The sequence below is a fragment of the Pseudomonas sp. KBS0710 genome (assembly GCF_005938045.2).
Taxonomy (GTDB): Bacteria; Pseudomonadota; Gammaproteobacteria; order Pseudomonadales; family Pseudomonadaceae; genus Aquipseudomonas.
Genome location: NZ_VCCF02000001.1, coordinates 671,649 through 695,704 on the forward strand (window position 1 = coordinate 671,649; position 24,056 = coordinate 695,704).

General features: G+C 59.3%; 23 protein-coding genes. 17 read left to right on the top strand and 6 right to left on the bottom strand.

Going from position 1 to position 24,056, the window contains the following annotated elements; genetic code table 11:
- Window positions 1–83: 83 nt before the first annotated feature.
- From FFI16_RS03110 to FFI16_RS03155, 10 genes are all read left to right on the top strand, one after another.
- Window positions 84–977, top strand: a complete 894-nt coding sequence (locus FFI16_RS03110; RefSeq protein ID WP_138814098.1) for a LysR family transcriptional regulator ArgP — start codon at window positions 84–86, stop codon at window positions 975–977.
- 52 nt (window positions 978–1,029) lie between these two features.
- Entirely contained in the window at window positions 1,030–2,028 is a 999-nt protein-coding gene (locus tag FFI16_RS03115) for an NAD(P)-dependent oxidoreductase (protein WP_138814099.1), read from the top strand.
- 126 nt (window positions 2,029–2,154) lie between these two features.
- On the top strand, window positions 2,155–2,979 hold the full coding sequence (locus FFI16_RS03120) for an ATPase (RefSeq protein ID WP_138814100.1): 825 nt from the start codon (window positions 2,155–2,157) through the stop codon (window positions 2,977–2,979).
- A 136-nt stretch (window positions 2,980–3,115) separates the two neighbouring features.
- On the top strand, window positions 3,116–4,375 hold the full coding sequence (locus FFI16_RS03125; protein WP_138814101.1) for an AGE family epimerase/isomerase: 1,260 nt from the start codon (window positions 3,116–3,118) through the stop codon (window positions 4,373–4,375).
- 104 nt (window positions 4,376–4,479) lie between these two features.
- A complete protein-coding gene (locus FFI16_RS03130) occupies window positions 4,480–5,766 on the top strand; it encodes an ABC transporter substrate-binding protein (protein WP_138814102.1) in 1,287 nt (428 codons plus the stop codon).
- Window positions 5,767–5,858: 92 nt separating this feature from the next.
- Window positions 5,859–6,767, top strand: coding sequence for a carbohydrate ABC transporter permease (locus tag FFI16_RS03135; RefSeq protein WP_138814103.1), 909 nt, complete (start codon window positions 5,859–5,861; stop codon window positions 6,765–6,767).
- Window positions 6,760–7,605, top strand: coding sequence for a carbohydrate ABC transporter permease (locus tag FFI16_RS03140; protein ID WP_058421424.1), 846 nt, complete (start codon window positions 6,760–6,762; stop codon window positions 7,603–7,605). Before FFI16_RS03135 ends, FFI16_RS03140 begins: the two co-directional genes overlap by 8 nt.
- Window positions 7,606–7,607: 2 nt before the next feature.
- On the top strand, window positions 7,608–8,768 hold the full coding sequence (locus tag FFI16_RS03145) for an ABC transporter ATP-binding protein (RefSeq protein WP_138814104.1): 1,161 nt from the start codon (window positions 7,608–7,610) through the stop codon (window positions 8,766–8,768).
- Window positions 8,769–8,852: 84 nt separating this feature from the next.
- Complete coding sequence (locus FFI16_RS03150) at window positions 8,853–10,199, top strand: carbohydrate porin (protein WP_138814105.1); 1,347 nt, start codon at window positions 8,853–8,855, stop codon at window positions 10,197–10,199.
- A 102-nt stretch (window positions 10,200–10,301) separates the two neighbouring features.
- Window positions 10,302–11,147: a D-hexose-6-phosphate mutarotase gene (locus FFI16_RS03155; protein ID WP_138814106.1), complete on the top strand. Its 846-nt coding sequence runs from the start codon at window positions 10,302–10,304 to the stop codon at window positions 11,145–11,147.
- A 130-nt stretch (window positions 11,148–11,277) separates the two neighbouring features.
- On the opposite strand, the gene FFI16_RS03160 is transcribed toward FFI16_RS03155, so the two are convergent.
- Complete coding sequence (locus tag FFI16_RS03160; protein WP_169985276.1) at window positions 11,278–12,138, bottom strand: MurR/RpiR family transcriptional regulator; 861 nt, start codon at window positions 12,136–12,138, stop codon at window positions 11,278–11,280.
- A gap of 219 nt (window positions 12,139–12,357) precedes the next feature.
- Here FFI16_RS03160 and zwf point away from each other — a divergent pair, with 219 nt between their 5' ends.
- The 3 genes from zwf to FFI16_RS03175 are packed head-to-tail and all read left to right on the top strand — an operon-like array spanning window position 12,358 to window position 15,207.
- Window positions 12,358–13,824 carry a glucose-6-phosphate dehydrogenase gene (gene zwf / locus FFI16_RS03165; protein WP_138814107.1) on the top strand — a complete coding sequence of 489 codons (1,467 nt, stop codon included), beginning with the start codon at window positions 12,358–12,360 and terminating at the stop codon, window positions 13,822–13,824.
- Window positions 13,811–14,524, top strand: a complete 714-nt coding sequence (gene pgl, locus FFI16_RS03170; protein WP_138814108.1) for a 6-phosphogluconolactonase — start codon at window positions 13,811–13,813, stop codon at window positions 14,522–14,524. The genes zwf and pgl overlap by 14 nt, the downstream gene beginning before the upstream one ends.
- Before the next feature lie 17 nt (window positions 14,525–14,541).
- Window positions 14,542–15,207, top strand: coding sequence for a bifunctional 4-hydroxy-2-oxoglutarate aldolase/2-dehydro-3-deoxy-phosphogluconate aldolase (locus FFI16_RS03175; protein WP_026013852.1), 666 nt, complete (start codon window positions 14,542–14,544; stop codon window positions 15,205–15,207).
- A 116-nt stretch (window positions 15,208–15,323) separates the two neighbouring features.
- Here the strand turns inward: FFI16_RS03175 and FFI16_RS03180 are convergent, their stop codons facing one another.
- Together FFI16_RS03180 and FFI16_RS03185 are read right to left on the bottom strand one after the other, a co-directional pair.
- Window positions 15,324–16,499 carry an aminotransferase class V-fold PLP-dependent enzyme gene (locus FFI16_RS03180; protein ID WP_138814109.1) on the bottom strand — a complete coding sequence of 392 codons (1,176 nt, stop codon included), beginning with the start codon at window positions 16,497–16,499 and terminating at the stop codon, window positions 15,324–15,326.
- Window positions 16,500–16,511: 12 nt separating this feature from the next.
- Window positions 16,512–16,748 carry a DUF3820 family protein gene (locus FFI16_RS03185; protein ID WP_017139191.1) on the bottom strand — a complete coding sequence of 79 codons (237 nt, stop codon included), beginning with the start codon at window positions 16,746–16,748 and terminating at the stop codon, window positions 16,512–16,514.
- A 204-nt stretch (window positions 16,749–16,952) separates the two neighbouring features.
- Between FFI16_RS03185 and FFI16_RS03190 the strand changes: the two genes are divergently transcribed.
- Window positions 16,953–17,420 carry a PA2169 family four-helix-bundle protein gene (locus FFI16_RS03190; RefSeq protein ID WP_138814110.1) on the top strand — a complete coding sequence of 156 codons (468 nt, stop codon included), beginning with the start codon at window positions 16,953–16,955 and terminating at the stop codon, window positions 17,418–17,420.
- Window positions 17,421–17,570: 150 nt separating this feature from the next.
- Here FFI16_RS03190 and FFI16_RS03195 read toward each other — a convergent pair whose 3' ends face one another.
- Window positions 17,571–18,041: a MaoC family dehydratase gene (locus tag FFI16_RS03195; RefSeq protein WP_003175719.1), complete on the bottom strand. Its 471-nt coding sequence runs from the start codon at window positions 18,039–18,041 to the stop codon at window positions 17,571–17,573.
- 58 nt (window positions 18,042–18,099) lie between these two features.
- Window positions 18,100–19,044, bottom strand: a complete 945-nt coding sequence (locus FFI16_RS03200; protein ID WP_138814111.1) for an alpha/beta hydrolase — start codon at window positions 19,042–19,044, stop codon at window positions 18,100–18,102.
- Window positions 19,045–19,254: 210 nt separating this feature from the next.
- Here FFI16_RS03200 and fadD2 point away from each other — a divergent pair, with 210 nt between their 5' ends.
- Together fadD2 and fadD1 are read left to right on the top strand one after the other, a co-directional pair.
- Window positions 19,255–20,943 carry a long-chain-fatty-acid--CoA ligase FadD2 gene (fadD2, locus tag FFI16_RS03205; RefSeq protein WP_138814112.1) on the top strand — a complete coding sequence of 563 codons (1,689 nt, stop codon included), beginning with the start codon at window positions 19,255–19,257 and terminating at the stop codon, window positions 20,941–20,943.
- A gap of 389 nt (window positions 20,944–21,332) precedes the next feature.
- Window positions 21,333–23,024, top strand: a complete 1,692-nt coding sequence (gene fadD1 / locus FFI16_RS03210) for a long-chain-fatty-acid--CoA ligase FadD1 (protein WP_138814113.1) — start codon at window positions 21,333–21,335, stop codon at window positions 23,022–23,024.
- A 179-nt stretch (window positions 23,025–23,203) separates the two neighbouring features.
- Here fadD1 and FFI16_RS03215 read toward each other — a convergent pair whose 3' ends face one another.
- Entirely contained in the window at window positions 23,204–23,581 is a 378-nt protein-coding gene (locus FFI16_RS03215) for a hypothetical protein (protein ID WP_017139196.1), read from the bottom strand.
- A gap of 199 nt (window positions 23,582–23,780) precedes the next feature.
- On the opposite strand from FFI16_RS03215, the gene FFI16_RS03220 reads away from it, so the two are divergent.
- Window positions 23,781–23,966, top strand: a complete 186-nt coding sequence (locus FFI16_RS03220; RefSeq protein ID WP_003213044.1) for a CsbD family protein — start codon at window positions 23,781–23,783, stop codon at window positions 23,964–23,966.
- The last annotated feature ends 90 nt before the right edge of the window (window positions 23,967–24,056 follow it).

The window sequence follows — 24,056 nt, forward strand, 5'->3', positions numbered from 1 at the left end:
TAAAGAGGAGCGATGCTGGTCATTCTCGTACCTGGCGCTGTATAAGAAAAACCAATATTGCTGATCGCTCATTAGAGAAACTGATGTTCGACTATAAATTGCTTTCCGCCCTGGCGGCGGTGGTGGAACAGGCCGGCTTCGAACGTGGCGCCCAGGTGCTGGGGTTGTCGCAGTCGGCGATTTCCCAGCGCATCAAGTTACTGGAGGCGCGTATTGGCCAACCGGTGCTGGTGCGGGCCACGCCGCCCACGCCCACCGATATCGGCCGGCGCTTGCTCAACCATGTGCAGCAGGTGCGCTTGCTTGAGCGCGACCTGCAAAGCCAGGTGCCTGCACTGGACGAGGAGGGCATGCCCGAGCGTCTGCGCATCGCCTTGAATGCCGACAGCCTCGCCACCTGGTGGGCCGAGGCCGTCAGTGACTTTTGCGCCGAGCAGCATTTGTTGCTCGACCTGGTGGTGGAAGACCAGACCGTGGGCCTCAAGCGCATGCGTGCCGGTGAGGTGGCGGCCTGTATCTGCGCCAGCGAACGCCCGGTGGCCGGGGCGCGCAGCCTGTTGCTCGGTGCCATGCGCTATCGTGCGTTGGCAAGCCCTGCATTTATTGCGCGGCATTTTCCCGAGGGCGTGCGTGCCGATCTGTTGGCACGCACACCTGCGCTGGTGTTTGGCCCGGATGATTTCCTGCAGCACCGCTACCTGGCATCGCTGGGCGTGGACGGCGGTTTCGAGCACCATTTGTGCCCGTCCTCCGAAGGTTTTATTCGCCTGACCGAAGCCGGGCTGGGCTGGGGCCTGGTCCCGGAACTCCAGGTGCGCGACCAGCTGCAAACCGGCGAATTAGTCGAGTTGTTGCCAGATAAGCCCATCGACGTGCCGCTGTACTGGCATCATTGGCGCAGTGGTGGACAATTGTTGGGCCTGCTCACCGATCATTTGGCCCAAGCCTGTGGCCAATGGTTGGTGCCGTTGAAGTGATGGCGGGCGTCAAGGCAACAGCGATGAAAAACCAAAGAACATGGGGTAACAAATGAAAATTCTGGTCACCGGCGCAAGCGGCTTCATCGGCGGGCGTTTTGCGCGTTTCGCCCTGGAGCAGGGCCTGGACGTGCGGGTCAACGGGCGGCGCGCCGAAGGTGTGGAGCACCTGGTAAGGCGCGGTGCCGAGTTTATCCAGGGTGATCTCAATGATGCCGAACTGGTGCGCGAGCTGTGCCGCGATGTCGAAGCCGTGGTGCATTGCGCCGGCGCCGTCGGGCTGTGGGGCAAGTACCAGGACTTCCATCAGGGCAATGTGCTGGTCACCGAAAACGTCGTCGAAGCCTGCCTCAAGGAGCGCGTCGGACGCCTGGTGCACTTGTCGTCGCCGTCGATCTACTTTGATGGCCGCGACCACCTGGGGCTGACCGAGGAACAGGTGCCCAAGCGCTTCAAGCATCCATATGCCGCCACCAAGTACCTGGCGGAACAGAAGGTGTTCGGCGCCCAGGAGTTCGGCCTCGAAGTACTGGCCCTGCGCCCGCGTTTCGTGACCGGTGCCGGCGACATGAGCATCTTCCCGCGCTTGCTTAAAATGCAGCGCAAGAACCGCCTGGCTATCGTCGGCGACGGTTTGAACAAGGTCGATTTCACCAGCGTACACAACCTCAACGAGGCGCTGCTCAGCAGCTTGCTCGCCACCGGCTCGGCGTTGGGCAAGGCCTACAACATCAGTAATGGCGCGCCGGTGCCGGTGTGGGATGTGGTCAATTATGTGATGCGCCAGATGGACATGCCCCAGGTCACGCGGTATCGGTCTTACGGTTTGTCCTACAGCGTGGCGGCGCTGAACGAGGCATTCTGCGCGATGTGGCCGGGGCGCCCGGAGCCGTCGCTGTCGCGCCTGGGCATGCAGGTCATGAACAAAGATTTCACCCTGGACATCAGCCGCGCCAGGCATTATCTCGACTACGAGCCCAAGGTCAGCCTGTGGACGGCGCTCGATGAGTTCTGCAGCTGGTGGAAAGCTCAGGATCCGGGGCTGAAATAAGCTCACAACCAGCAACACATGGGAACCGAATTCAGGCTTCCGGGTCGATCAATGCGGCGCCAACGGGGTTTATACTCCGCTTGCTCGGCTTTTCCGGTCGCCATCTCACCGATTCAGGGTTGATTCATGCGTAACGATGCCAAAGACGATTTCGACAACGTTCCCAGCCTGCGGGCTGACATCGGGGACGATGATGATTTCGAGCCGACTCCCGCCACCTCCGTGCGTTCGCGCACAACCAAGGTGGTCAAGGTCAAGAGCGCCAGCACCGGCCCACTATGGGCTTTGGTCGGCGCGCTGCTGATCGCCTTCGCCGGCCTTGCCTGGTGGAGCTTCCAACAGATTTCCCTGATGGGCCAGCAGTTGGTCGCCACCCAGGAAAGTTTTGCACGCATCAGCGAAGAAGCGGCGGGGCGCCTGCAGGACATTTCCGGCAAGGTGGTGGCCAGCGAAGCCAATGTGAACAACGGCAGCGAAGCCCTCAAGTTGCAGATCAAGCAGTTGGAAACCCAATTGCTGGAACAAGGCAAACAGCAAGTCGGCGTGGCCGGGCAGGCGACCGAAATCGACCAGCGCCTGGCACAGATGAGCGCCAGCACCACCGAACTGTCGAGCGCGAATGCCAAGCTGCAAGGCCAGGTGCAGGCGCTGACCGAGGCCGTGGCCACGCTCAAGGCGGCGCAGGGTGAGGTCAAGGATTTGTCCGCCGATGTGGCGGCCCTTAAAAAGCAAGGCAACCCGAGCGCGGCCATCGCCCGCCTGGAGCAGGACCTGGTGGTGCTTAAAAGCGCGCAGGAAAACCAGCCCGCCAATAGCGACGCGCCAACCAATAAAGAGTTCGACGTGTTCCGCATCCAGACCACACGCAACATCACCACCTTGCAGAGCCAGGTGCAGAACCTGAACCAAAAGCTCAACGCGCCAGCGCGGATCACCCCGCTGGGCCAGTAAACCGATGATCGTTTCCGCGCGCGTGGGAACGATCAATGTCACAGTCTTGTGACATTTCCCATCCGCTTCGTTACTTGCCCATCCCTCGCCCTTGTTTAGACTCCGGTCATCCCACAAAAACTAAAAAGGGCTACCCATGACCATGCAACCACTGCCTGCCAGCAGTTGGCTGAACGCACCTGCCCATCACGCCTGGCTCGCCAGCGAAGGCCAACGCCTGCTGGCGTTCGCCAAAGCCTCACGCCTGCCGGATGGCTTCGGCAACCTTGACGACAAAGGCCAACTGCCGGCCGATGCTCACGCCGAAACCATGAACACGGCGCGCATGACCCACAGCTTTGCCATGGCTCACGCCATGGGCTTGCCGGGCTATGCCGACCTGGTCGCCCATGGTGTGGCCGCCCTCAGTGGCCCCTTGCGCGATAGCGAGCACGGCGGCTGGTTCGCTGCACCCAACGCCCTGGATGGCAACCGTGGCAAAGCCGCTTACCTGCACGCTTTTGTTGCCCTGGCTGCCAGTTCTGCCGTGGTTGCCGGCGCACCCGGTGCGCAAAACCTGCTCAACGACGCCGTGCATATCATCGACCAGTTTTTCTGGAGCGAGGAGGAGGGCGTGATGCTCGAGTCCTTCGCCCAGGACTGGAGTGGCGTCGAATCCTATCGCGGCGCCAACAGCAACATGCACGCCACCGAAGCCTTCCTGGCACTGGCCGATGTCACCGGTGAAACACGCTGGCTGGACCGCGCGCTGCGCATTGTCGAGCGCGTTATCCACACTCACGCTGCCGGCAACCAGTTCATGGTGATCGAGCATTTCGACACGCACTGGCAACCCTTGCTCGGCTACAACGAAGACAACCCTGCCGATGGCTTCCGCCCGTATGGCATCACCCCCGGCCACGGTTTCGAATGGGCACGGTTGGTGCTTCACCTGGAAGCCGCACGCCTGCAAGCCGGGCTGGCCACGCCGGACTGGCTGGTGACCGACGCCCGCGGCCTGTTTGCCAGCGCCTGCGAATACGCCTGGGCCGTGGACGGTGCTCCCGGCATCGTCTACACCCTGGACTGGAAGCACCAGCCAGTGGTGCGCGAGCGCCTGCACTGGACCCACGCCGAAGCCAGCGCGGCGGCCCAGGCCTTGCTCAAGCGCACCGGCGAGCTGCATTACGAAACCTGGTATCGGCGCTTTTGGGAGTTCTGCGAAAGCCACTTTATCGACCGTATCAACGGCAGCTGGCACCACGAACTCAGCCCGCACAACCAACCCAGCAGCAAGATCTGGGGTGGCAAGCCGGATCTGTACCATGCCTGGCAAGCGGTCGTGCTGCCAGTACTGCCCTTGTCACCGAGTATGACCAGCGCATTGGGCCAAGGACGTTATGTCACCAAGTGGTGACATTTGTGCGTCCCTTTGTTACCTGCGCGCTAAAAATCCATGTTTAAACTCCGTGCAGCGCAAGCTCTAGACTTGCATGCATAACAACAAGAAAAGGTATTCAGATGAACGCGATTAATCGCCTCGCCGTTGCTATTTCCATTGCCTCGTTGTTTCCCCTCAGTGCATTTGCCGCCGACTCGAAAGGGACGGTTGAAGTTGTGCATTGGTGGACCTCAGGCGGTGAAAAAGCTGCAGTGGACGTACTGAAGGCTCAAGTTGAGAAAGATGGCTTCGTCTGGAAAGACGGTGCCGTAGCCGGTGGCGGTGGCGCCACTGCAATGACTGTGCTGAAAAGCCGCGCAGTCGCTGGCAACCCGCCAGGCGTTGCCCAGATCAAAGGCCCGGACATCCAGGAATGGGCGTCCACTGGCTTGCTCGACACCGACGTGCTCAAAGACGTCGCCAAAGAAGAAAAGTGGGACTCGCTGCTCGACAAGAAAGTCTCCGATACCGTGAAGTACGAAGGTAACTACGTTGCCGTACCGGTCAACATCCACCGCGTTAACTGGCTGTGGATCAACCCGGAAGTCTTCAAGAAAGCCGGTATCACCAAAAACCCGACCACCCTCGAAGAATTCTACGCAGCCGGCGACAAGCTCAAAGCCGCTGGCTTCATCCCGCTTGCCCACGGTGGCCAGCCTTGGCAGGACAGCACGGTATTCGAAGCCGTCGTTCTGTCGGTGATGGGGGCTGATGGCTACAAGAAAGCCCTGGTTGACCTGAATAACGACGCGCTGACCGGCCCACAAATGGTCAAGGCCCTGACGGAGCTGAAAAAGGTCGCGACCTATATGGACGTCGACGGCAAAGGCCAGGACTGGAACCTGGAAGCCGGCAAAGTCATCAACGGCAAGGCTGGCATGCAGATCATGGGTGACTGGGCCAAGTCCGAGTGGACTGCCGCCAAGAAAGTCGCCGGCAAAGACTACGAGTGCGTAGCCTTCCCGGGCACCGACAAAGCCTTTACCTACAACATCGACTCCCTGGCGGTGTTCAAGGTTAAAGACAAAGGCACCAACGAAGGTCAGAAGGACATCGCCAAAGTTGTACTGGGTGAAAACTTCCAGAAAGTCTTCAGCATCAACAAAGGCTCGATCCCGGTTCGTACCGACATGCTCAATGAAATGGACAAGCTCGGTTTCGACTCCTGCGCCCAGACCGCTGCCAAAGACTTCCTGGCAGATGCCAAGACCGGTGGCCTGCAGCCAAGTATGGCCCACAACATGGCCACTACCCTGGCGGTACAAGGTGCGTTCTTTGATGTCGTGACCAACTACATCAACGACCCGAAAGCCGACCCGGCCGACACCGCCAAGAAACTTGGCGCTGCGATCAAGGCTGCCAAGTAACGGTTAGCACTGCGTGTCCTTGTGAGGGGAAACCCCCTGACCCCTCACAAGGCTTGCTCCTGTAGTCCTTTTTCCCTGTACTGGATTTTCCCATGAGTTCTGTTGCTGTGTTCAGCAAGGCCTCGCCGTTCGATGCGCTGCAACGCTGGCTCCCTAAACTGGTGCTGGCGCCGAGCATGTTCATCGTGCTGGTGGGCTTCTACGGCTACATCCTGTGGACATTCGTGCTGTCGTTCACCACGTCCACGTTCCTGCCCAGCTACAAATGGGCCGGCCTTGCGCAATACGCGCGGTTGTTCGACAACGACCGTTGGTGGGTGGCGAGCAAGAACCTGGCGGTGTTCGGCGGCATGTTTATCGGCATCACCTTGGTGATCGGCGTGACGCTGGCGATTTTCCTCGACCAGAAGATTCGCCGCGAAGGCTTTATCCGCACCATTTACCTGTACCCGATGGCGCTCTCGATGATCGTCACCGGTACGGCCTGGAAATGGCTGCTCAACCCGGGCATGGGCCTGGACAAACTTCTGCGTGACTGGGGCTGGGAAGGCTTCCGTCTCGACTGGCTGATCGACCCCGACCGCGTGGTGTACTGCCTGGTGATTGCCGCCGTGTGGCAAGCCTCGGGGTTCATCATGGCGATGTTCCTGGCTGGCCTGCGTGGTGTCGACCAGTCGATTGTGCGCGCCGCGCAAATCGATGGCGCCAGCCTGCCGCGTATCTACTGGAGCGTGGTGCTGCCAAGTCTGCGCCCAGTGTTCTTCAGTGCGGTGATGATCCTTGCGCACATCGCGATCAAGAGCTTCGACCTGGTAGCGGCCATGACGGCTGGTGGCCCGGGCTACTCGTCCGACCTGCCGGCGATGTTCATGTACTCGTTCACCTTCAGCCGTGGCCAGATGGGCATGGGCTCGGCCAGTGCAATCCTGATGCTCGGCGCGATCCTCGCAATCATCGTGCCTTACCTGTATTCCGAGCTGAGGACCAAGCGCAATGACTAGTCTCGCCTCCAAACCTGCCATCAGCCTGAGTCGCATCGCGATCTACGCGGTGCTGATCCTCGCCGTGCTGCTGTACCTGGTACCGCTGGTGGTGATGCTGCTGACCAGCTTCAAAACCCCGGAAGACATCAGCACCGGCAACCTGCTGAGCTGGCCGACCGTGGTCACCGGCATTGGCTGGGTCAAGGCCTGGGCCACTGTTGACGGTTACTTCTGGAACTCGATCAAGATCACCGTTCCGGCGGTATTGATCTCCACCGCCATCGGCGCGTTGAACGGCTACGTGCTGTCGTTCTGGCGCTTCAAAGGCTCGCAGCTGTTCTTCGGCCTGCTGTTGTTCGGCTGCTTCTTGCCGTTCCAGACCGTGCTGCTGCCGGCATCGTTCACCCTTGGCAAGATGGGCCTGGCCAGTACCACCACGGGCCTGGTGTTTGTACACGTGGTCTACGGGTTGGCGTTTACTACACTGTTCTTCCGTAATTACTACGTGAGCATTCCTGATGCGTTGATCAAGGCGGCACGACTGGACGGTGCAGGATTCTTCACCATCTTCCGTCAGATCATTCTGCCGATGTCGACGCCCATCATCATGGTCTGCCTGATCTGGCAGTTCACCCAGATCTGGAATGACTTCCTGTTCGGTGTGGTGTTCTCCAGCGGCGACTCGCAGCCCATTACGGTGGCGCTGAACAACTTGGTCAACACCAGCACCGGGGCCAAGGAATATAACGTGGATATGGCGGCGGCGATGATCGCCGGGCTGCCGACCCTGCTGGTCTATGTGATCGCAGGCAAGTATTTCGTGCGCGGCCTCACGGCCGGCGCGGTCAAGGGGTAATCATGGCTACGCTTGAACTTCGCAATGTAAACAAGACCTATGGCGCCGGCCTGCCCGACACCTTGAAGAACATCGAACTGTCGATCAAAGAGGGTGAGTTCCTGATTCTGGTCGGCCCTTCGGGGTGCGGTAAATCGACCTTGATGAACTGCATCGCCGGCCTGGAGACCATCACAGGCGGCGCCATCATGATCGGCGACCAGGACGTGAGCGGCATGAGCCCCAAGGACCGTGACATCGCCATGGTGTTCCAGTCCTACGCGCTGTACCCGACCATGAGCGTGCGCGAGAACATCGAGTTCGGCCTCAAGATCCGCAAGATGCCCCAGGCCGATATCGACGCTGAAGTAGCGCGCGTGGCCAAGCTGCTGCAAATCGAACACTTGCTTAACCGCAAACCGGGCCAGCTTTCCGGTGGACAGCAACAGCGTGTGGCCATGGGCCGCGCCCTGGCACGTCGGCCGAAGATCTACCTGTTCGATGAACCGCTGTCCAACCTCGACGCCAAACTGCGCGTCGAGATGCGCACCGAAATGAAGCTGATGCACCAGCGCCTGAAAACCACCACCGTGTACGTTACCCACGACCAGATCGAAGCGATGACCCTGGGCGATAAAGTGGCGGTGATGAAGGACGGCATCATTCAACAGTTCGGCACGCCCAAAGACATCTACACCAACCCGGCCAACCAGTTCGTGGCGAGCTTTATCGGTTCGCCGCCGATGAACTTCGTGCCGCTGCGCCTGCAACGCAAGGACGGCCGCCTGGTGGCGCTGCTCGACAGCGGCCAGGCGCGTTGCGAACTGGCACTCAACGTCAGCGATGCCGGCCTGGAAGACCGCGATGTGATCCTGGGCCTGCGCCCGGAGCAGATCATGTTGGCCAACGGTGAGGGCGACAGCGCTTCGAGCATTCGTGCCGAAGTCCAGGTCACCGAGCCAACCGGCCCGGATACCCTGGTGTTCGTGCAGCTCAACGACACCAAAGTCTGCTGCCGCCTGGCGCCGGACGTGGCACCGCAGGTGGGCGAGACGCTGACCCTGCAATTCGACCCGGCCAAGGTCTTGCTGTTCGACGCCAAAACCGGCGAACGCTTGGGCACTGCTGCCTCATTGCCTGCACACGGGCATGCCGACAATGTGGCCCAATTCAAAGGCCGCTGAAGCAGATAAGTTATTGTTTTAGATAAAAATGTAACCCGCGTTAGATAAAAACAGTTTAATAACAATAAAGACGAGGATGTAGGGATGAAAAAGCAACACAACAACACTCGGCTGATCTGCCAACTGTCAGCAGCAGCAGCCCTGGTATTGTCCGCCAATGCGATGGCGGCCGATGCATTCAGCTCCGATTCCAAGTGGATGACCGGCGATTGGGGCGGCGAGCGTACCAAGCTGATCGAGCAAGGTATCGATATCAAGGCTGACTACGTTGGGGAAGTCGGTGGCAACCTGCACGGTGGCTACAACAACGACAAAACTGCCCGTTACGCTGACCAGTTTGGTCTGGGCGTAGCACTGGATCTGCAAAAGCTGTGGGGCTGGGATAACACCCAGGCCAAGATCCAACTGACCAACCGTAATGGCGCGAACATTTCCAATGACCGTATTGGTGACCCGCGTGCCGGCACCTTGAGTTCGTCTCAAGAAGTCGATGGCCGTGGCCACATGGTGCGTCTGACCCAGTTCTGGATCCAGCACCAGATGTTCGACAACAAGTTGGACGTGAAACTCGGTTACTTCGGTGAAGGCGAAGACTTCAACACCTTCCCATGCGACTTCCAGAACCTGTCGTTCTGCGGCTCGCAAGTCGGTAACTACGTAAACACCTGGTACAACTGGCCAGTCAGCCAGGCGGCGATCCGCGTGAAGTACAACATCACGCCTGAGCTGTATGCGCAAATCGGCGCGTACAACCAGAACCCGTCGCAGCTGGAACACGGCAACGGCTTCAAACTCAGCGGCAGCGGCACCAAGGGCACCGTATTGCCGGTGGAATTGGTCTGGTCGCCGAAGGTCAATGGCCTGCCGGGCGAATACCGTGTGGGTTACTACAAGAGCACCGCCGACGCTACCGATGTGCGTGAAGACGTCAACGGTAACGATGCCGGCACCACGGGCGCAGGCTTCCGCGTTCGTAACAGCAAAAGCGGTTACTGGGGCGTTCTGCAACAGCAGCTCACCACCCACAACGGCGACGCTTCGCGCGGCTTGAACATCGCGGCCAACGTGACCTTCCATGACAAAGACACCAACCTGGTCGACAACTACCAGTCGCTGATGCTTGTGTATAAAGGGCCATTTGACGCGCGTACCAAAGACGACGTGGGTATCGGTGTTTCGCGTATCCATGCCAACAGCGACGTGAAGAAAACTGCTGAACTGCTCAATGCTTCAGGCGGTTTTACCGATTACGACCAAGCGGGTTTCTCCCCGCTGCGTAACACCGAGTACAACGTCGAACTCAACTATGGCTTCCACGTCACCAACTGGCTGACCGTACGCCCGAACCTGCAATACATCAAAAACCCGGGCGGTGTGAAAGAAGTCGACAACGCGCTGGTAGCGGGCCTGAAAATTCAGTCTACGTTCTAACGCTGTTGCGATAAGCTCCTTCTCTCTGTGCGCATTTTGCGGGTAGCCATGGTTACCCGCTTTTTTTGGGGCGCGCTGTGACGATATTCAGGACCGTGGCACATGCATGAGCATCCGCTGCAACGCTTTTTCAAATCCCTGCGTGAACAACCAGTGTTCGCCTGGGAGCGCTTTCAGATGCGTGACGTGTTGGTGATTGACCACCCGCTGTGTCAGGCGGTGTTCAGTCGCCAGGGTGCGCAATTGCTGCACTTTCAGCCCACGGGCCAGAAACCCTGGCTGTGGTGCGCGGCCAAGTGGCCGCAGGTCGGCGCCATCCGTGGCGGCGTGCCAGTGTGCTGGCCGTGGTATGGGCGCCATCCAAGTGAAAACGCGTGGCCATCCCATGGTTGGGCGCGGTTGATCGATTGGAAACTGCTCGACAGCAGCACCGACGACGACGGCGTGCGTCTGCACTGGCAATTGCAGCTGTGCGACTGGCAGGTAGACCTGCACGCGCACCTGGGTGAAACCCTTGAGTTACGCCTGAGCACCGAGCATCAGGACGAGTTGCCATGCCAGTTGAGCCATGCTTTGCACGCTTATTGGCGTATTGGTCACGTCGACGAGATAGCGCTGTCTGGGCTTGACGGTGCGCAAGGTTATGACCAGCTCAGTCGCCAGGCCTGCCAGCAGGAAGGTGAGCTGCGGGTGGATGGCGGCTGCCAGCGAGTGTTCCAGCACGACGGTGAATTGCAGCTCAAGGACCACGCCTGGCAGCGTGAACTGTGCATCGACACCGGCGACAGCGCCGACACCGTGGTGTGGCATCCAGGCAGCCGGCCGTTGTTGGGCGTGAGCTTTAACGAGGCGTCTGGGTTTGTGTGTGTGGAGTCGGCGATGGCCGGGGCCAGTCTGGCGCCGGGGGAGCGGGCGCATTTGAGTTTGCAAGCGCGGGCTGGGGTTTAGCGGTGGTGCTTATGCTGCCATCGCAGGCAAGCCAGCTCCCACAGGGGAATGCATTCCAAATGTGGAACTCGGTCCACTGTGGGAGCTGGCTTGCCTGCGATAGGGTCGGTACTGCTGGTGGAGATTGCTGCTAGTTAAACTCATCCCCCACCGGATACCGGCTGTCATTCAAGCTCTCTTTGATCTTGCGCAGATGCGGCTGGAAATCCACCCCACGGCGCAGGGTCATGCCGGTGGCCAGCACGTCCAGCACCGTCAGCTGAATGATCCGCGAGGTCATTGGCATGTAGATGTCGGTGTCTTCCGGCAGCGGGATGTTCAGGCTCACCGTACTGGCCTTGGCCAACGGCGAGTTCTCGGCGGTGACGCCCAGCACCGACGCACCGTTTTCCCGGGCGATACGCGCCACTTCCACCAGCTCGCGGGTACGCCCGGTGTAGGAAATGATCACAAACAGCTCGCCCGTGTGCGCCACAGACGCGATCATGCGCTGCATCAGCACGTCGGCATGGGCGGTCACGGCCAGGTTGAAGCGGAAGAACTTGTGCAGCGCATCCATGGCCACCGGTGCCGAAGCGCCGAGGCCGAAGAAGTGGATCTGCCGCGCCTGGATCAACAAATCCACGGCCTTGCTGATCAGCGCCGGGTCCAGGGCCTGGCAGGCACTGTCCAGCGAGGCAATGGCGCTGCCAAAGATCTTCTGGGTGTAGGCCTCAGGGTTATCATCAGCCTCCACGGCGCGGCTGACATACGCCGCACCACTGGCCAAACTTTGCGCCAGCTGCAATTTAAGTTCAGGGTAACCGCTGACGCCGAACGAACGGCAGAAACGGTTGACCGTCGGTTCACTGACCGAAGCGGCTTGGGCGAGGGCAGCGATAGAGAAGCGGGTCGCCTGCTGAGGGTTTTGCAGGATGACCTCGGCGACTTTTTTCTCGGCCTTGTTCAATTCTTCGAGGCGGTTCCGGATCTGTTCCAGAAGATTTCGCACGCGGTCCATTCAGTCTTTCCTTCGGGCGACGATGCAAATAAAGGGCGGCAACCAATCGACGAGTGGCCCTTTGCGGTGGCCTATCCTACTGAGGGTAGCTGAACACCACCACTCGGAATGCGTATTTCGGGAAAATGTTGTGGTTATTACTACATTTTTCCTTGAGTGATGCCTTGAAAAAAGGTATTTGTAGCTTAACTTGATAAAAGAACAAACATCATGCCTTCGATAACCGTAGAACCCTGCACCTTTGCCCTGTTTGGCGCCTTGGGTGATCTGGCGCTGCGCAAGTTATTTCCTGCCCTCTATCAACTCGATGGCGCCGGGCTGCTGCACGAGGACACGCGTATTCTGGGCCTGGCCCGTGAAGCCGGCTCCGAGCAGGAGCACCTGGCCCATATCGAAAAAGAACTGCGTAAATACGTCGGCAAGGAACTCGATGAGGCCGTGGCCGCGCGCTTCCTGGCGCGTCTGGCCTATGTGCACGTCGACTTCATGAACGCCGCCGATTATGTCGCCCTGGCCGAAAAGGTCGGTGCCGAACAACGCCTGATCGCCTACTTCGCCACCCCGGCGGCGGTGTATGGCGCGATCTGCGAGAACCTCGCCAAGGTTGGCCTGGCGGACAACACCCGGGTGGTGCTGGAAAAACCCATCGGTTCGGACCTGGAATCTTCGCGCAAGGTCAACGACGCTGTGGCGCAGTTTTTCCCGGAGAACCGCACCTACCGCATCGACCACTACCTGGGCAAAGAAACCGTACAGAACCTGATTGCGCTGCGTTTCGCCAACAGCCTGTTCGAAACCCAGTGGAACCAGCACTACATTTCCCACGTGGAAATCACCGTGGCCGAGCAGGTCGGTATCGAAGGCCGTTGGGGTTACTTCGACAAGGCCGGCCAGCTGCGCGACATGATCCAGAACCACCTGCTGCAGCTGCTGTGCCTGATCGCCATGGACCCACCGGCCGACTTGTCCGCCGACAGCATCCGTGACGAGAAGGTCAAGGTGCTCAAGGCGCTGGCGCCGATCAGTCCGGAAGGCCTGACCACCCAGGTGGTGCGCGGCCAGTACATCGCCGGCTACAGCGCCGGCAAGCCGGTGCCGGGTTACCTCGAAGAAGAGAATTCCAACACCCAGAGCGACACCGAGACGTTTGTCGCCCTGCGTGCCGATATCCGCAACTGGCGTTGGGCCGGCGTGCCATTCTACCTGCGTACCGGCAAGCGCATGCCGCAAAAACTGTCGCAGATCGTCATCCACTTCAAGGAACCGTCCCACTACATCTTCGCCCCCGAGCAGCGCCTGCAGATCAGCAACAAACTGATCATCCGCCTGCAGCCGGACGAAGGTATTTCCTTGCGCGTAATGACCAAAGAGCAAGGCCTGGACAAGGGCATGCAACTGCGCAGCGGCCCGCTGCAACTGAATTTTTCCGACACCTATCGCAGCGCGCGGATTCCCGATGCCTACGAGCGGTTGTTGCTGGAAGTAATGCGCGGCAATCAGAACCTGTTTGTTCGCAAAGATGAAATCGAAGCCGCGTGGAAGTGGTGTGACCAGTTGATCGCCGGGTGGAAAAAATCCGGTGATGCGCCCAAGCCGTATGCGGCGGGGTCCTGGGGGCCGATGAGCTCGATTGCACTGATCACGCGGGATGGGAGGTCGTGGTATGGCGATATCTGAATTGAAACTGCCTCAGGGCGTCACAGCCCATGAGTACCGCACGCCGGTGTTGCTGGCTGATGGCCTGGCCAATGACGTGGCCGAGCAACTGCGCGCGGCCATCAGTGCCCGTGGCGAAGCGATATTGGTAGTGTCCGGCGGCCGCAGCCCCGTGGCGTTTTTCCAGAACCTGGCCAAGCAAGGCCTGGACTGGTCCAAGGTGACTATCACCCTGGCCGACGAGCGCTGGGTGCCGGTGGAACACGCCGACAGCAATGCCGGCCTGTTGAAGAAATATTTGCTCCAGGGCCCGGCGGCCAAGGCCAGGTTCCTCAGCCTGTACAACGTTGCCGCGAACCTTGAAGACGCCGCCGAACTGGCCGATCGCCAGTTGGCAGAGCTGCCCGCTATCGATGTGCTGGTACTCGGCATGGGCGATGACGGCCACACCGCGTCGCTGTTCCCCAACAGCCCCAACCTGGGCGAGGCGCTCAAGCCCGACGGCACGCGCCGTTGCTGGCCGATGCTGGCGCCGACCGTGCCGCACCAGCGCCTGACCATGAGTCGCGCGCTGCTGGCCGCGGCCCATTACACCGTGCTGTCGATTTCCGGCAGTTCGAAATTGACCACCTTGAGCGCCGCGCTGGCCAGTGATGACGTTGCTGCCATGCCGATTCGCGCGTTTTTGCAACCTACTTTAGAGATTTACTGGTGCCCATGAGCCAAGGATCAGCCGCTATGAAAAGCCCTCAACCGACCGTGTCCATGGCGGACAAAGTTGCCCTGATCGACAGCCTCTGCGCCAAGGCGCGGATCCTGCCGGTGATCACCATCGCCCGCGAACAGGACATCCTGCCGCTGGCCGATGCCCTGGCAGCCGGCGGTTTGACCGCATTGGAAGTGACCCTGCGTTCCGAGTTCGGCCTCAAGGCCATTCAGGTGCTGCGCGAGCAACGCCCTGAACTGTGCACCGGTGCCGGCACCGTGCTCGACCGCCATATGCTCGAAGCAGCCGAAGTGGCCGGCTCGCAATTTATCGTCACCCCCGGTATCACCCGCGACCTGCTGGAAGCCTCGGTGCACAGCCCGATCCCGCTGCTGCCCGGCATCAGCAATGCCTCGGGCATCATGGAAGGCTATGGCCTGGGGTATCGCCGCTTCAAGCTGTTCCCGGCGGAAGTCAGCGGCGGCGTGGCGGCGATCAAGGCCCTGGGCGGCCCGTTCGGCGAAGTTAAATTCTGCCCAACCGGCGGCGTTGGCCCGGCCAACATCAAAAACTACATGGCGTTGAAAAACGTGATGTGCGTGGGCGGTAGCTGGATGCTCGACCCTGAATGGGTCAAGAACGGCGACTGGGCCCGTATCCAGGAAGTCACCGCACAGGCGTTGGCGCTGCTGGACTGATCTGATTTACCGAATCGTTGTTGCTGTGCTTAACGGCATTTTTGCGGTGCACTTGGTCGGTGTACCGCTTTTTTTTGTCTGCAAAAAACTTTGAGGTTCACACAGCTCCCACAGTTTTAGTCCGTGCTTAACTCAGTTATTGCGTTAACCAGCACATCGATGTCCGCCACCGAGGTCACTAGCCCCGGCGTCACCCGAATACAGCTGCCAAACGCCGCGCCCGTTCGCGTTGTGGTAAACAGGTCGTACTCCTTGAGCAACCGATCCGCCATCTCCTGCTGATCCCGCCCAGTAAACTTGAACGCCGTAATCGCGCAATACAGCCGCGGATCATCCGGCGTCAGCACCTCAATCCCCGGCAACCCACGCACCTGGCTCACCCAGCGATCACGCAGGTAATTGACCCGCGCGCCCTTGGCCGTCGAGCCACCCAGGTTGCGATGCTCCTCCAGCACCAGCGGCAAGGTCATCAACGCCGGAAAGTTCGGCGTGCTGTAGGACGTGCGCGCACGTACGTCGCTGACCGGGTAGTGAAACTCACCCATGTCCGGGTCGATATCGGCCAGGCGCTCCGGGGCGATGTACAGAAAGCCCAGGGTCAGCGGCGCACCGATCCATTTATGCAGGTTGAACCCGGCGAACTGAATGCCCAGCTCGGCCAGGTTGAATTCGATCTGGCCCAGCGCATGGGCGCCATCCAGAATCACGTCCACGCCATGCTCACGGGCTGCCTTGGCGATGGCTGCCACGGGCATCACCAGGCCGGTGCGGTGGGTGACATGGGTCAGCGCCATCAGCTTGAGGCGCGGGTACTGCGCGAATGCATCGCGATAGGTCTGCACCAGGCTGTCGAAACTGGCCGGGTGAGTGTGGGCAAGTTCGACCACCTCCACGCCGCGAACACCGGCCAACCAGCGCATGGCGCCTTTGACCGTGTCGTACTCCAGATCACTGATCAGCACCTGATCGCCCGGCCGCAAGCCGTTGTAGTTGCGGATCAACGACTGCAAAGCCTCGGTGGCGTTGCGGGTGAAGGCGATTGCCTCCGGGTCTGCATCGATCAACCCGGCCAGTTGCCGACGGATCTCGACGTTTTCACCCTGCTCGAAGCGCTGACGGACATACAGCGAGTTGCTGCGGTTGATAAAGGCCACATGCTCCAGATACTGCGCCCGCACAGCACGGCTCATGCGCCCGAAGTAGCCATTCTCCAGATTGATCGGGCCGGGCTCCAGCTCATAGCGCTGGGCGATGGCGTGCCAGTGACGTTCGTTGTCCGCATTCCTTGGCATAGCGTGCGCTCTTTAATGACGGGGGGCAGGTTTGCCGTGTTTTACGCGCAGCGGCTCCAGCAGTTCGGACAGGCCGTTGTGATCGATTTCCTGCATCAAGGCGAGCAAACCGCCCAGCTCGCCGTGAGGAAAACCTTCACGGGCAAACCAGTTCAGGTAAGGGCCGGGCAGGTCGGCGATGATCCGTCCCTTGTACTTGCCGAAGGGCATTTCGCGGGTGATCAGCAGTTCGAGTTTTTCGGGGTTCATGGTCTTCAGGGGCTGGAGTCGAGACCTTGGAAAATACAGGCATTCTGCATGAAGGCCAAATGACAGATCATGCAAATAACGTACATACAGATGGTTCAATATTTCGCAAGTATCTGAAATATATGAATAAAGTAATTTTTAAAAACCTGGCACGGGCGCTGCAATCATTAAGACAACCCTCTAACCCGCACAAGGAATTGAAAAATGACTGACATCAATAAAGAATCGATCTCCGTACTCAACGACCTGATCGAGACCAGCAAAGACGGCCAGAAAGGCTTCGCGACTTGTGCTGAAGACATCAAGCATCCGGAGCTGAAAGCGTTGTTCCAGAAACGCTCCGCCGATTGCGCCACTGCCGCAGCCGAGCTGCAAACAGCCGTGCGTGCCCTGGGCGGCGATCCGGAAGAATCCGGTTCGGTTGCCGGCGCTCTGCATCGTGGCTGGGTTGACGTGAAGTCGCTGGTCACCGGTAAAGATGAAGAGGCGGTGCTGAACGAAGCCGAGCGCGGTGAAGACCACGCCCTGAAGGCTTACAAGGAAGCGATCGAGAAAATCAACAAGCACAACCTGCTGGGTATTCGTGACCTGGTTGAGCGTCAGTACCACGGCGCACAACGCAACCACGACCAGGTGAAAGCCCTGCGTAACCAGGCTCGCGCTAACTCGTAAGCCCCGTGCTGTAACTGCCTAAGCTGTAACTGAATGTGGGAGCTGGCTTGCCTGCGATAGCATCACCCCGGTGTAGCTGATACACCGAGGTGTCTGTATCGCAGGCAAGCCAGCTCCCACATTTGCTGTGTATTGATTTTGAGATTTCTATCAGCCAATGCTGATCGGCGGCAGCTCAGTCAACGTCACAACCTGCTGCTTACGCGGCGCGAGAATTTCCGCCTCACCGTCCACCACCAGCTCATCGCGCTGGTTGAATACACGGGTGGCGATGCGCACACGAAACTTGGGCAACTTCTCTAGAATTTCCAGGCGCACGGTCAAGGTGTCGCCGATTTTAACCGGCTTCTGGAAGCTCATCTGCTGGCCAATGTAGATAGTGCCCGGCCCAGGCAACTCGCAGGCTACCGCCGCACTGATCAGTGCGCCGCTGAACATGCCGTGGGCGATACGCTCCTTGAACATGGTCGCCTTGGCGTACTCGGCATCCAGGTGCACCGGGTTGTGGTCGCCGGACATCGCCGCGAACAACTGGATATCGCGCTCTTCGACGGTCTTGCTGTAGCTGGCGGTCTGGCCGACTTCGAGGGCTTCGTATGGGGTGTTGGTAACCTGGGTCATCTAAAGGTGCATCCTGTGGCTAATCGGTAATTTAATAGGCTGATTTTAAAGGAAAAAACTATTCGCAGCGCGCTGGCCTGCGTAACGTCAGGGCGTGGTCGAGCCACTTCAGCACATCCGCTGTCACTTCATCGCGGTTGGTTTCGTTGAACACTTCATGGCGCGCCTGCGGGTAGAGAGTCAATTGCAGGTTCTGGCAGCCGGCCTCACGCAGGGCATGGGCCAGGCTTTTGAGACGTTTGCCTTCACTCACCGGATCACATTCGCCGCCCATTACCATGATCGGCAGGCCCGGATCGATCTGTGCGAGGTTGGACGCTTTGCTGATCTGCTGCAAGCCACCCAGTAAGTCGATCCACAACTGGTTGGTGCAGCGAAAGCCGCACAGCGGGTCATTGATGTACTTGTCCACCTCCAGCGGGTCGCGGCTGAGCCAATCAAACGCGGTGCGGTTGGGCTTGAACGCCTTGTTGAATGAGCCGAACGACAGAAAGTCGATCAATGCACTGCGCCCGCGCAGGCCTTGGCGCGCGCGCTCCAGGCGGGCAATGACGCCGGCGGCGCGGTACAGCGCCACCGGCTGGAAATTCGAACCGCTGAGAATCGCCCCATTCAGGCTCGCGCTATGGTGCAGCAGGTACGCCTGGGCGATATAGCTGCCCATGCTGTGGCCCAGCAAGATGATCGGCAGGCCCGAATGCTGCTGGCCGATGTGCTGGTTGAGGCTGGCCAGGTCGCCCACCACTTTGTTCCAGCCATCCTTTTCGGCGTACAGCCCCAGCGTGCCTTCGTCGGCGGTGCGGCCATGGCCGCGCTGGTCGAGTGCGTACAGGCCGTAGCCGGCTGCGCATAGCGCTTCGGCCAGGCGTGCATAGCGCCCGCTGTGTTCGGCCATGCCGTGGGACAGCATGATCATGGCCTTGGCGGGCCCGTCCGGCAGCCATTGATTGACGTACAGGCGGCTGCGGTCATTCGCGGTCAGCCAGAAGGTGCTGTGGTTCATAGCGCTTCCTTTGCTCAGGGTCGTTGCAGTGTATAGCTCATCTGGCCGGGGCTGGTGTATCTGCCTACACGTTAGGGGCAAGATTCATACAATAAATGACACAGTTGCGCGTATTTGCCTGTTTGGCCATAGCTGCTAACGTCCCCAAAGCTCCGCTTTTTATACCAATGAGAAAGCGGCCGGACACACTCAGGTACGAGGACAAGAATAATGCAACCTGATTTCTGGAATGACAAACGCGCGGCGGGCGTTCCCAATGATATCGACCTCACTACCTACAAATCGGTGATCGAGGTCTTTGAACGCTCCTGCAAGGCCTTTGCCGACCGTCCGGCATTCAGCAACATGGGCATCACCCTGACCTACGCCGAGCTTGAGCGCCAAAGTGCCGCGTTCGCCGGCTACCTGCAAAACCACACCGACCTCAAGCCAGGCGAGCGCATCGCGGTGCAGATGCCCAACGTGTTGCATTACCCGATTGCGGTGTTCGGCGCACTGCGCGCCGGGTTGATCGTGGTCAACACCAACCCGCTGTACACCCCGCGTGAGATGCGCCACCAATTCAAGGACGCCGGCGTGCGCGCGCTGGTCTACCTCAACCTGTTCGGTTCGCGGGTGCAGGACGTGTGCACCGATACCGAGATCGACTACCTGATCGAAGCCAAAATGGGCGACTTCATGCCCGCCGCCAAAGGCTGGCTGGTCAACACCGTGGTCGACAAGGTCAAGAAAATGGTCCCGGCCTACAGCCTGCCACGTGCGGTGTCGTTCAAGCGCGCCTTGCGCATGGGCGCGGGCCAGGCGGTGGTTCGCCATCCGGTGACTCTGGATGATATCGCCGTGCTGCAATACACCGGCGGCACCACTGGCCTGGCCAAGGGCGCGATGCTCACCCACGGCAACCTGGTAGCGAATATGCAGCAGGCGCGGGCGTGCATGTCCCAGGTCACCGACGATGGCCAGCCGCTGGTGAAAGAAGGGCAGGAGGTGATGATCGCGCCACTGCCGCTGTATCACATCTACGCTTTCACAGCGAACTGCATGTGCATGATGGTGACCGGTAACCACAACGTGCTGATCACCAACCCGCGCGACATCGGCGGGTTTATCAAGGAGCTGAAAAAGTGGCGGTTCTCCTGCCTGCTCGGGCTGAACACGCTGTTCGTGGCGCTCATGGACCACCCCGACTTCAAGACCCTGGATTTCTCCCATCTCAAGATCACCAACTCCGGTGGCACCGCGCTGGTCAAGGCCACTGCCGAGCGCTGGAAGGCACTGACCGGTTGCTCCATCGGCGAAGGCTACGGCCTCACCGAAACCTCGCCGGTGGCCAGCACCAACCCGTACGGCAGCCAGTCGCGGCTGGGCACCGTGGGCATTCCGGTGCCGGGCACGGCCATGAAGGTGATTGATGATGAAGGCCGCGAGCTGCCCTTGGGCGAGCGTGGCGAGCTGTGTATCAAAGGCCCGCAGGTGATGAAGGGCTATTGGCAGCAACCCGTGGCCACCGCCGAGACACTCGACGCCGAAGGCTGGCTGAAAACCGGTGATATTGCGGTGATCGACACCGATGGTTTTGTCAGCATTGTGGATCGCAAGAAGGACCTGATCATCGTCTCGGGCTTCAATGTGTACCCCAACGAGATCGAAGACGTGGTGATGGCCCATCCAGCCGTGGCCAATTGCGCGGTAATCGGCGTACCGGACGAGCGCACCGGCGAGGCGGTGAAGCTGTTTGTGGTGGCGCGCGCCCAGGGCGTGAGCGTTGAGGAGTTGAAGGCGTACTGCAAGACCAACTTCACCGGCTACAAGGTGCCCAAGCACATTGTGTTGCGTGAGTCGCTGCCGATGACGCCGGTGGGCAAGATTCTGCGCAGGGAGCTGCGCGACATCGCCTGAGCTTGAATTGAAATGCAATTAAATATGTGGGAGCTGGCTTGCCTGCGATAGCTATGTATCAGTCACCAGATTTATCGACTGATTCACCGCTATCGCAGTCAAGCCAGCTCCCACATTTCTATTTATCGCTCCGTAAAGCCCATTCCAGAGCCATTTCCTGGCTTGTAGAATCTTTGCTCTAAAAATGACTATTAGATATTCTTGAGTCATGTTTATGACTGTAGGGCCTTCTTTTGGCTCTAGGCGGCCCTTGGCAAAGCTGCTACTCTCGGCGCGCTTTGTGACTTCTCGGCCTGCTTGAAAGCGCCAGACTCACCTAAAAAAACATACACCAATAATAATCGCATCAAATGCGATGATGAATTCGCGTCGCTGAGGAGTGGGCTTCCATGAACGAAGACTTTTGGAAGGATAAGTACCCCGCCGGGATTGCTGCAGACATCAATCCAGACGAGTATCAGAATATTCAGGCGGTACTGAAACAGTCCTGCCAGCGCTTCGCCGACAAACCGGCTTTCAGCAACCTGGGCAAGACCATCACCTACGGTGAACTGTACGAATTGTCCGGCGCCTTTGCCGCCTACCTGCAACAGCATACCGACTTGAAGCCGGGCGATCGAATCGCCGTGCAACTGCCCAACGTCCTGCAATACCCGGTGGCCGTGTTTGGCGCCATCCGTGCTGGCCTGATCGTGGTCAACACCAACCCGCTGTACACCGCGCGGGAAATGGAACACCAATTCAATGATTCCGGGGCCAAGGCCCTGGTTTGCCTGGCGAACATGGCGCACCTGGCTGAAAAAGTCGTGCCCAAGACCGCCGTCAAACACGTGATCGTCACCGAAGTCGCTGACTTGCTGTCGCCGTTCAAGCGCCTGCTGATCAACAGCGTCATCAAGTACGTGAAGAAAATGGTCCCGGCCTATCACTTGCCCAAGGCGATCAAGTTCAACGACGTGCTGGCCAAGGGGAACGGTCAACCGGTCAACGACGCCAGCCCCGCCAGCGGCGATGTGGCCGTGCTGCAATACACCGGCGGCACCACCGGCGTGGCCAAGGGCGCGATGCTGACCCACCGCAACCTCGTCGCCAACATGCTGCAGTGCAAGGCGCTGATGGGCTCCAACCTCAACGAAGGCTGCGAGATCCTGATCACGCCGCTGCCGCTGTACCACATCTATGCGTTCACCTTTCATTGCATGGCGATGATGCTGATCGGCAACCACAACATCCTGATCAGCAACCCGCGCGACCTGCCGGCGATGGTCAAGGAACTGTCGAAGTGGAAGTTCAGCGGCTTTGTCGGCTTGAACACCCTGTTCGTGGCGCTGTGCAATAACGAGGCGTTCCGCAAGCTGGACTTCTCTGCGCTCAAAGTCACCTTGTCGGGCGGCATGGCCCTGCAACTGGCGGCTGCCGAGCGCTGGAAAGCCGTGACCGGCTGTGGCATCTGTGAAGGTTACGGCATGACCGAAACCAGCCCGGTGGCCACCGTCAACCCGATCCAGCATATCCAGATCGGCACCATCGGCATTCCGGTGCCATCCACGGTGTGCAAAGTCATCGCCGACGACGGCACCGAACTGCCGCTGGGCGAAACCGGCGAGCTGTGTGTGAAAGGCCCGCAGGTGATGAAGGGCTATTGGTTACGCGACGACTCCACTGCCGAAATGCTCGACAGCGACGGCTGGTTGAAGACCGGTGACATCGCGATCATCCAGCAAGACGGCTACATCCGCATTGTCGACCGCAAGAAAGACATGATTCTGGTCTCCGGTTTCAACGTCTACCCCAACGAGCTGGAAGACGTGCTGACAAGCCTGCCGGGCGTGCTGCAATGTGCAGCCATCGGTGTGCCGGATGAAAAATCCGGTGAGCACATCAAGATCTTTATCGTGGTCAAGCCAGGGGCGACCCTGACCAAGGACCAGGTGATGGAACACATGCGCGCCAATGTCACCGGCTACAAAGTGCCCAAGGCCGTGGAATTCCGCGATGCATTGCCGACCACCAACGTGGGCAAGATTCTGCGCCGTGAGTTGCGGGATGAAGAACTGAAGAAGCTCGGCCTTAAAAAGTAACCGATAAAAAACCCCGCTGATGCGGGGTTTTTTTTGGCATGAACTGGAATGCAGTCCAAGGTGGGAGCGGGCTTGTCGAATCGTCGCACCGCTGCGATAGCAGTGGATCAGCTAGCCCAACTGTGACTGGTATACCGCCATCGCAGGCAAGCCAGCTCCCACATGTGTTAATCGAGTTGTTACAGGGCGAACTGCGCGAAGCCCACGCCAGCACCCGCCGGGCGCACATCCTTCAAGAACGAATCCTTATCCGCGCTCAGCTCCAGGGTAATCTCCGGCTTGCGCTTGCCCGCATTGCGCACCACCAGCCCTTCGATGTGTTCGCGCAGGAACGCCGTCGGCACCTTCAAGTGCAGCAACTGGTCCGTCTCGGCGTTGTGCATCAACAAGTGAACCCACTCGTACTGGCCCACACCAATGCGCACCAGCGGCAGGTCGAACCACCAGATGTTGCGTTTGCTGTCCAGGTCGGTGAAGTGGCAGTTGTTGACGCCGAGTACGGCACCGCCCAGTTCCTGGTTTCTGCGGGCGATGGCCTGTGCTTTATTGAGTTTCATAACCTTCCTACGGGATCTGTTATTCAGCGTTATAGCCTGAATGTGCCGGGCATTCTCGTGGGTTGGCGGCAAAACATAAAGCCAAACCTGTCGCCGGCGATGAAATGCGTGACGAAAATAATTGAAACTCTGCCGAACGGCCGCCGGTCAATCTTTAGGTAATGACCAAAACCCTTGATTGTTCTTTCGGAGAAATACCATGAGCAGCACATCGGATAAGGCAAAAGGTTTGGCCAACGAAGCCGTTGGTAACATCAAGCAAGGCGTTGGCAAAGTGACTGGCAACGATAAACTGCGCGCTGAAGGCGTGGTTCAGGAAAAGAAAGGCGAAGTGCAGAAAGCCGTCGGCGACACCAAAGATGCGGTAAAAAAAGCCGTCAAGTAAGACTGAATCGCCGGCTGGATTCATGCAGCCCGACGGCCATCTACGGATGGCCGTTTTTGTGTCAAACGTGCAACTAAAGTTTGGAAATTG

Excerpts from the sequence above, each read along its gene's own strand:
- FFI16_RS03175 (WP_026013852.1), top strand. The coding sequence starts at position 14,542 with ATGAAAAGCCCTCAACCGACCGTGTCCATGGCGGACAAAGTTGCCCTG.
- FFI16_RS03200 (WP_138814111.1), bottom strand. The coding sequence starts at position 19,044 with ATGAACCACAGCACCTTCTGGCTGACCGCGAATGACCGCAGCCGCCTG.
- zwf (WP_138814107.1), top strand. The coding sequence starts at position 12,358 with ATGCCTTCGATAACCGTAGAACCCTGCACCTTTGCCCTGTTTGGCGCC.
- FFI16_RS03150 (WP_138814105.1), top strand. The coding sequence starts at position 8,853 with ATGAAAAAGCAACACAACAACACTCGGCTGATCTGCCAACTGTCAGCA.
- FFI16_RS03215 (WP_017139196.1), bottom strand. The coding sequence starts at position 23,581 with ATGAAACTCAATAAAGCACAGGCCATCGCCCGCAGAAACCAGGAACTG.
- fadD1 (WP_138814113.1), top strand. The coding sequence starts at position 21,333 with ATGAACGAAGACTTTTGGAAGGATAAGTACCCCGCCGGGATTGCTGCA.
- pgl (WP_138814108.1), top strand. The coding sequence starts at position 13,811 with ATGGCGATATCTGAATTGAAACTGCCTCAGGGCGTCACAGCCCATGAG.
- FFI16_RS03220 (WP_003213044.1), top strand. The coding sequence starts at position 23,781 with ATGAGCAGCACATCGGATAAGGCAAAAGGTTTGGCCAACGAAGCCGTT.
- FFI16_RS03155 (WP_138814106.1), top strand. The coding sequence starts at position 10,302 with ATGCATGAGCATCCGCTGCAACGCTTTTTCAAATCCCTGCGTGAACAA.
- FFI16_RS03125 (WP_138814101.1), top strand. The coding sequence starts at position 3,116 with ATGACCATGCAACCACTGCCTGCCAGCAGTTGGCTGAACGCACCTGCC.
- FFI16_RS03115 (WP_138814099.1), top strand. The coding sequence starts at position 1,030 with ATGAAAATTCTGGTCACCGGCGCAAGCGGCTTCATCGGCGGGCGTTTT.
- FFI16_RS03130 (WP_138814102.1), top strand. The coding sequence starts at position 4,480 with ATGAACGCGATTAATCGCCTCGCCGTTGCTATTTCCATTGCCTCGTTG.
- FFI16_RS03120 (WP_138814100.1), top strand. The coding sequence starts at position 2,155 with ATGCGTAACGATGCCAAAGACGATTTCGACAACGTTCCCAGCCTGCGG.
- FFI16_RS03180 (WP_138814109.1), bottom strand. The coding sequence starts at position 16,499 with ATGCCAAGGAATGCGGACAACGAACGTCACTGGCACGCCATCGCCCAG.
- FFI16_RS03195 (WP_003175719.1), bottom strand. The coding sequence starts at position 18,041 with ATGACCCAGGTTACCAACACCCCATACGAAGCCCTCGAAGTCGGCCAG.
- FFI16_RS03190 (WP_138814110.1), top strand. The coding sequence starts at position 16,953 with ATGACTGACATCAATAAAGAATCGATCTCCGTACTCAACGACCTGATC.
- FFI16_RS03140 (WP_058421424.1), top strand. The coding sequence starts at position 6,760 with ATGACTAGTCTCGCCTCCAAACCTGCCATCAGCCTGAGTCGCATCGCG.
- FFI16_RS03110 (WP_138814098.1), top strand. The coding sequence starts at position 84 with ATGTTCGACTATAAATTGCTTTCCGCCCTGGCGGCGGTGGTGGAACAG.
- FFI16_RS03135 (WP_138814103.1), top strand. The coding sequence starts at position 5,859 with ATGAGTTCTGTTGCTGTGTTCAGCAAGGCCTCGCCGTTCGATGCGCTG.
- FFI16_RS03185 (WP_017139191.1), bottom strand. The coding sequence starts at position 16,748 with ATGAACCCCGAAAAACTCGAACTGCTGATCACCCGCGAAATGCCCTTC.
- FFI16_RS03145 (WP_138814104.1), top strand. The coding sequence starts at position 7,608 with ATGGCTACGCTTGAACTTCGCAATGTAAACAAGACCTATGGCGCCGGC.
- fadD2 (WP_138814112.1), top strand. The coding sequence starts at position 19,255 with ATGCAACCTGATTTCTGGAATGACAAACGCGCGGCGGGCGTTCCCAAT.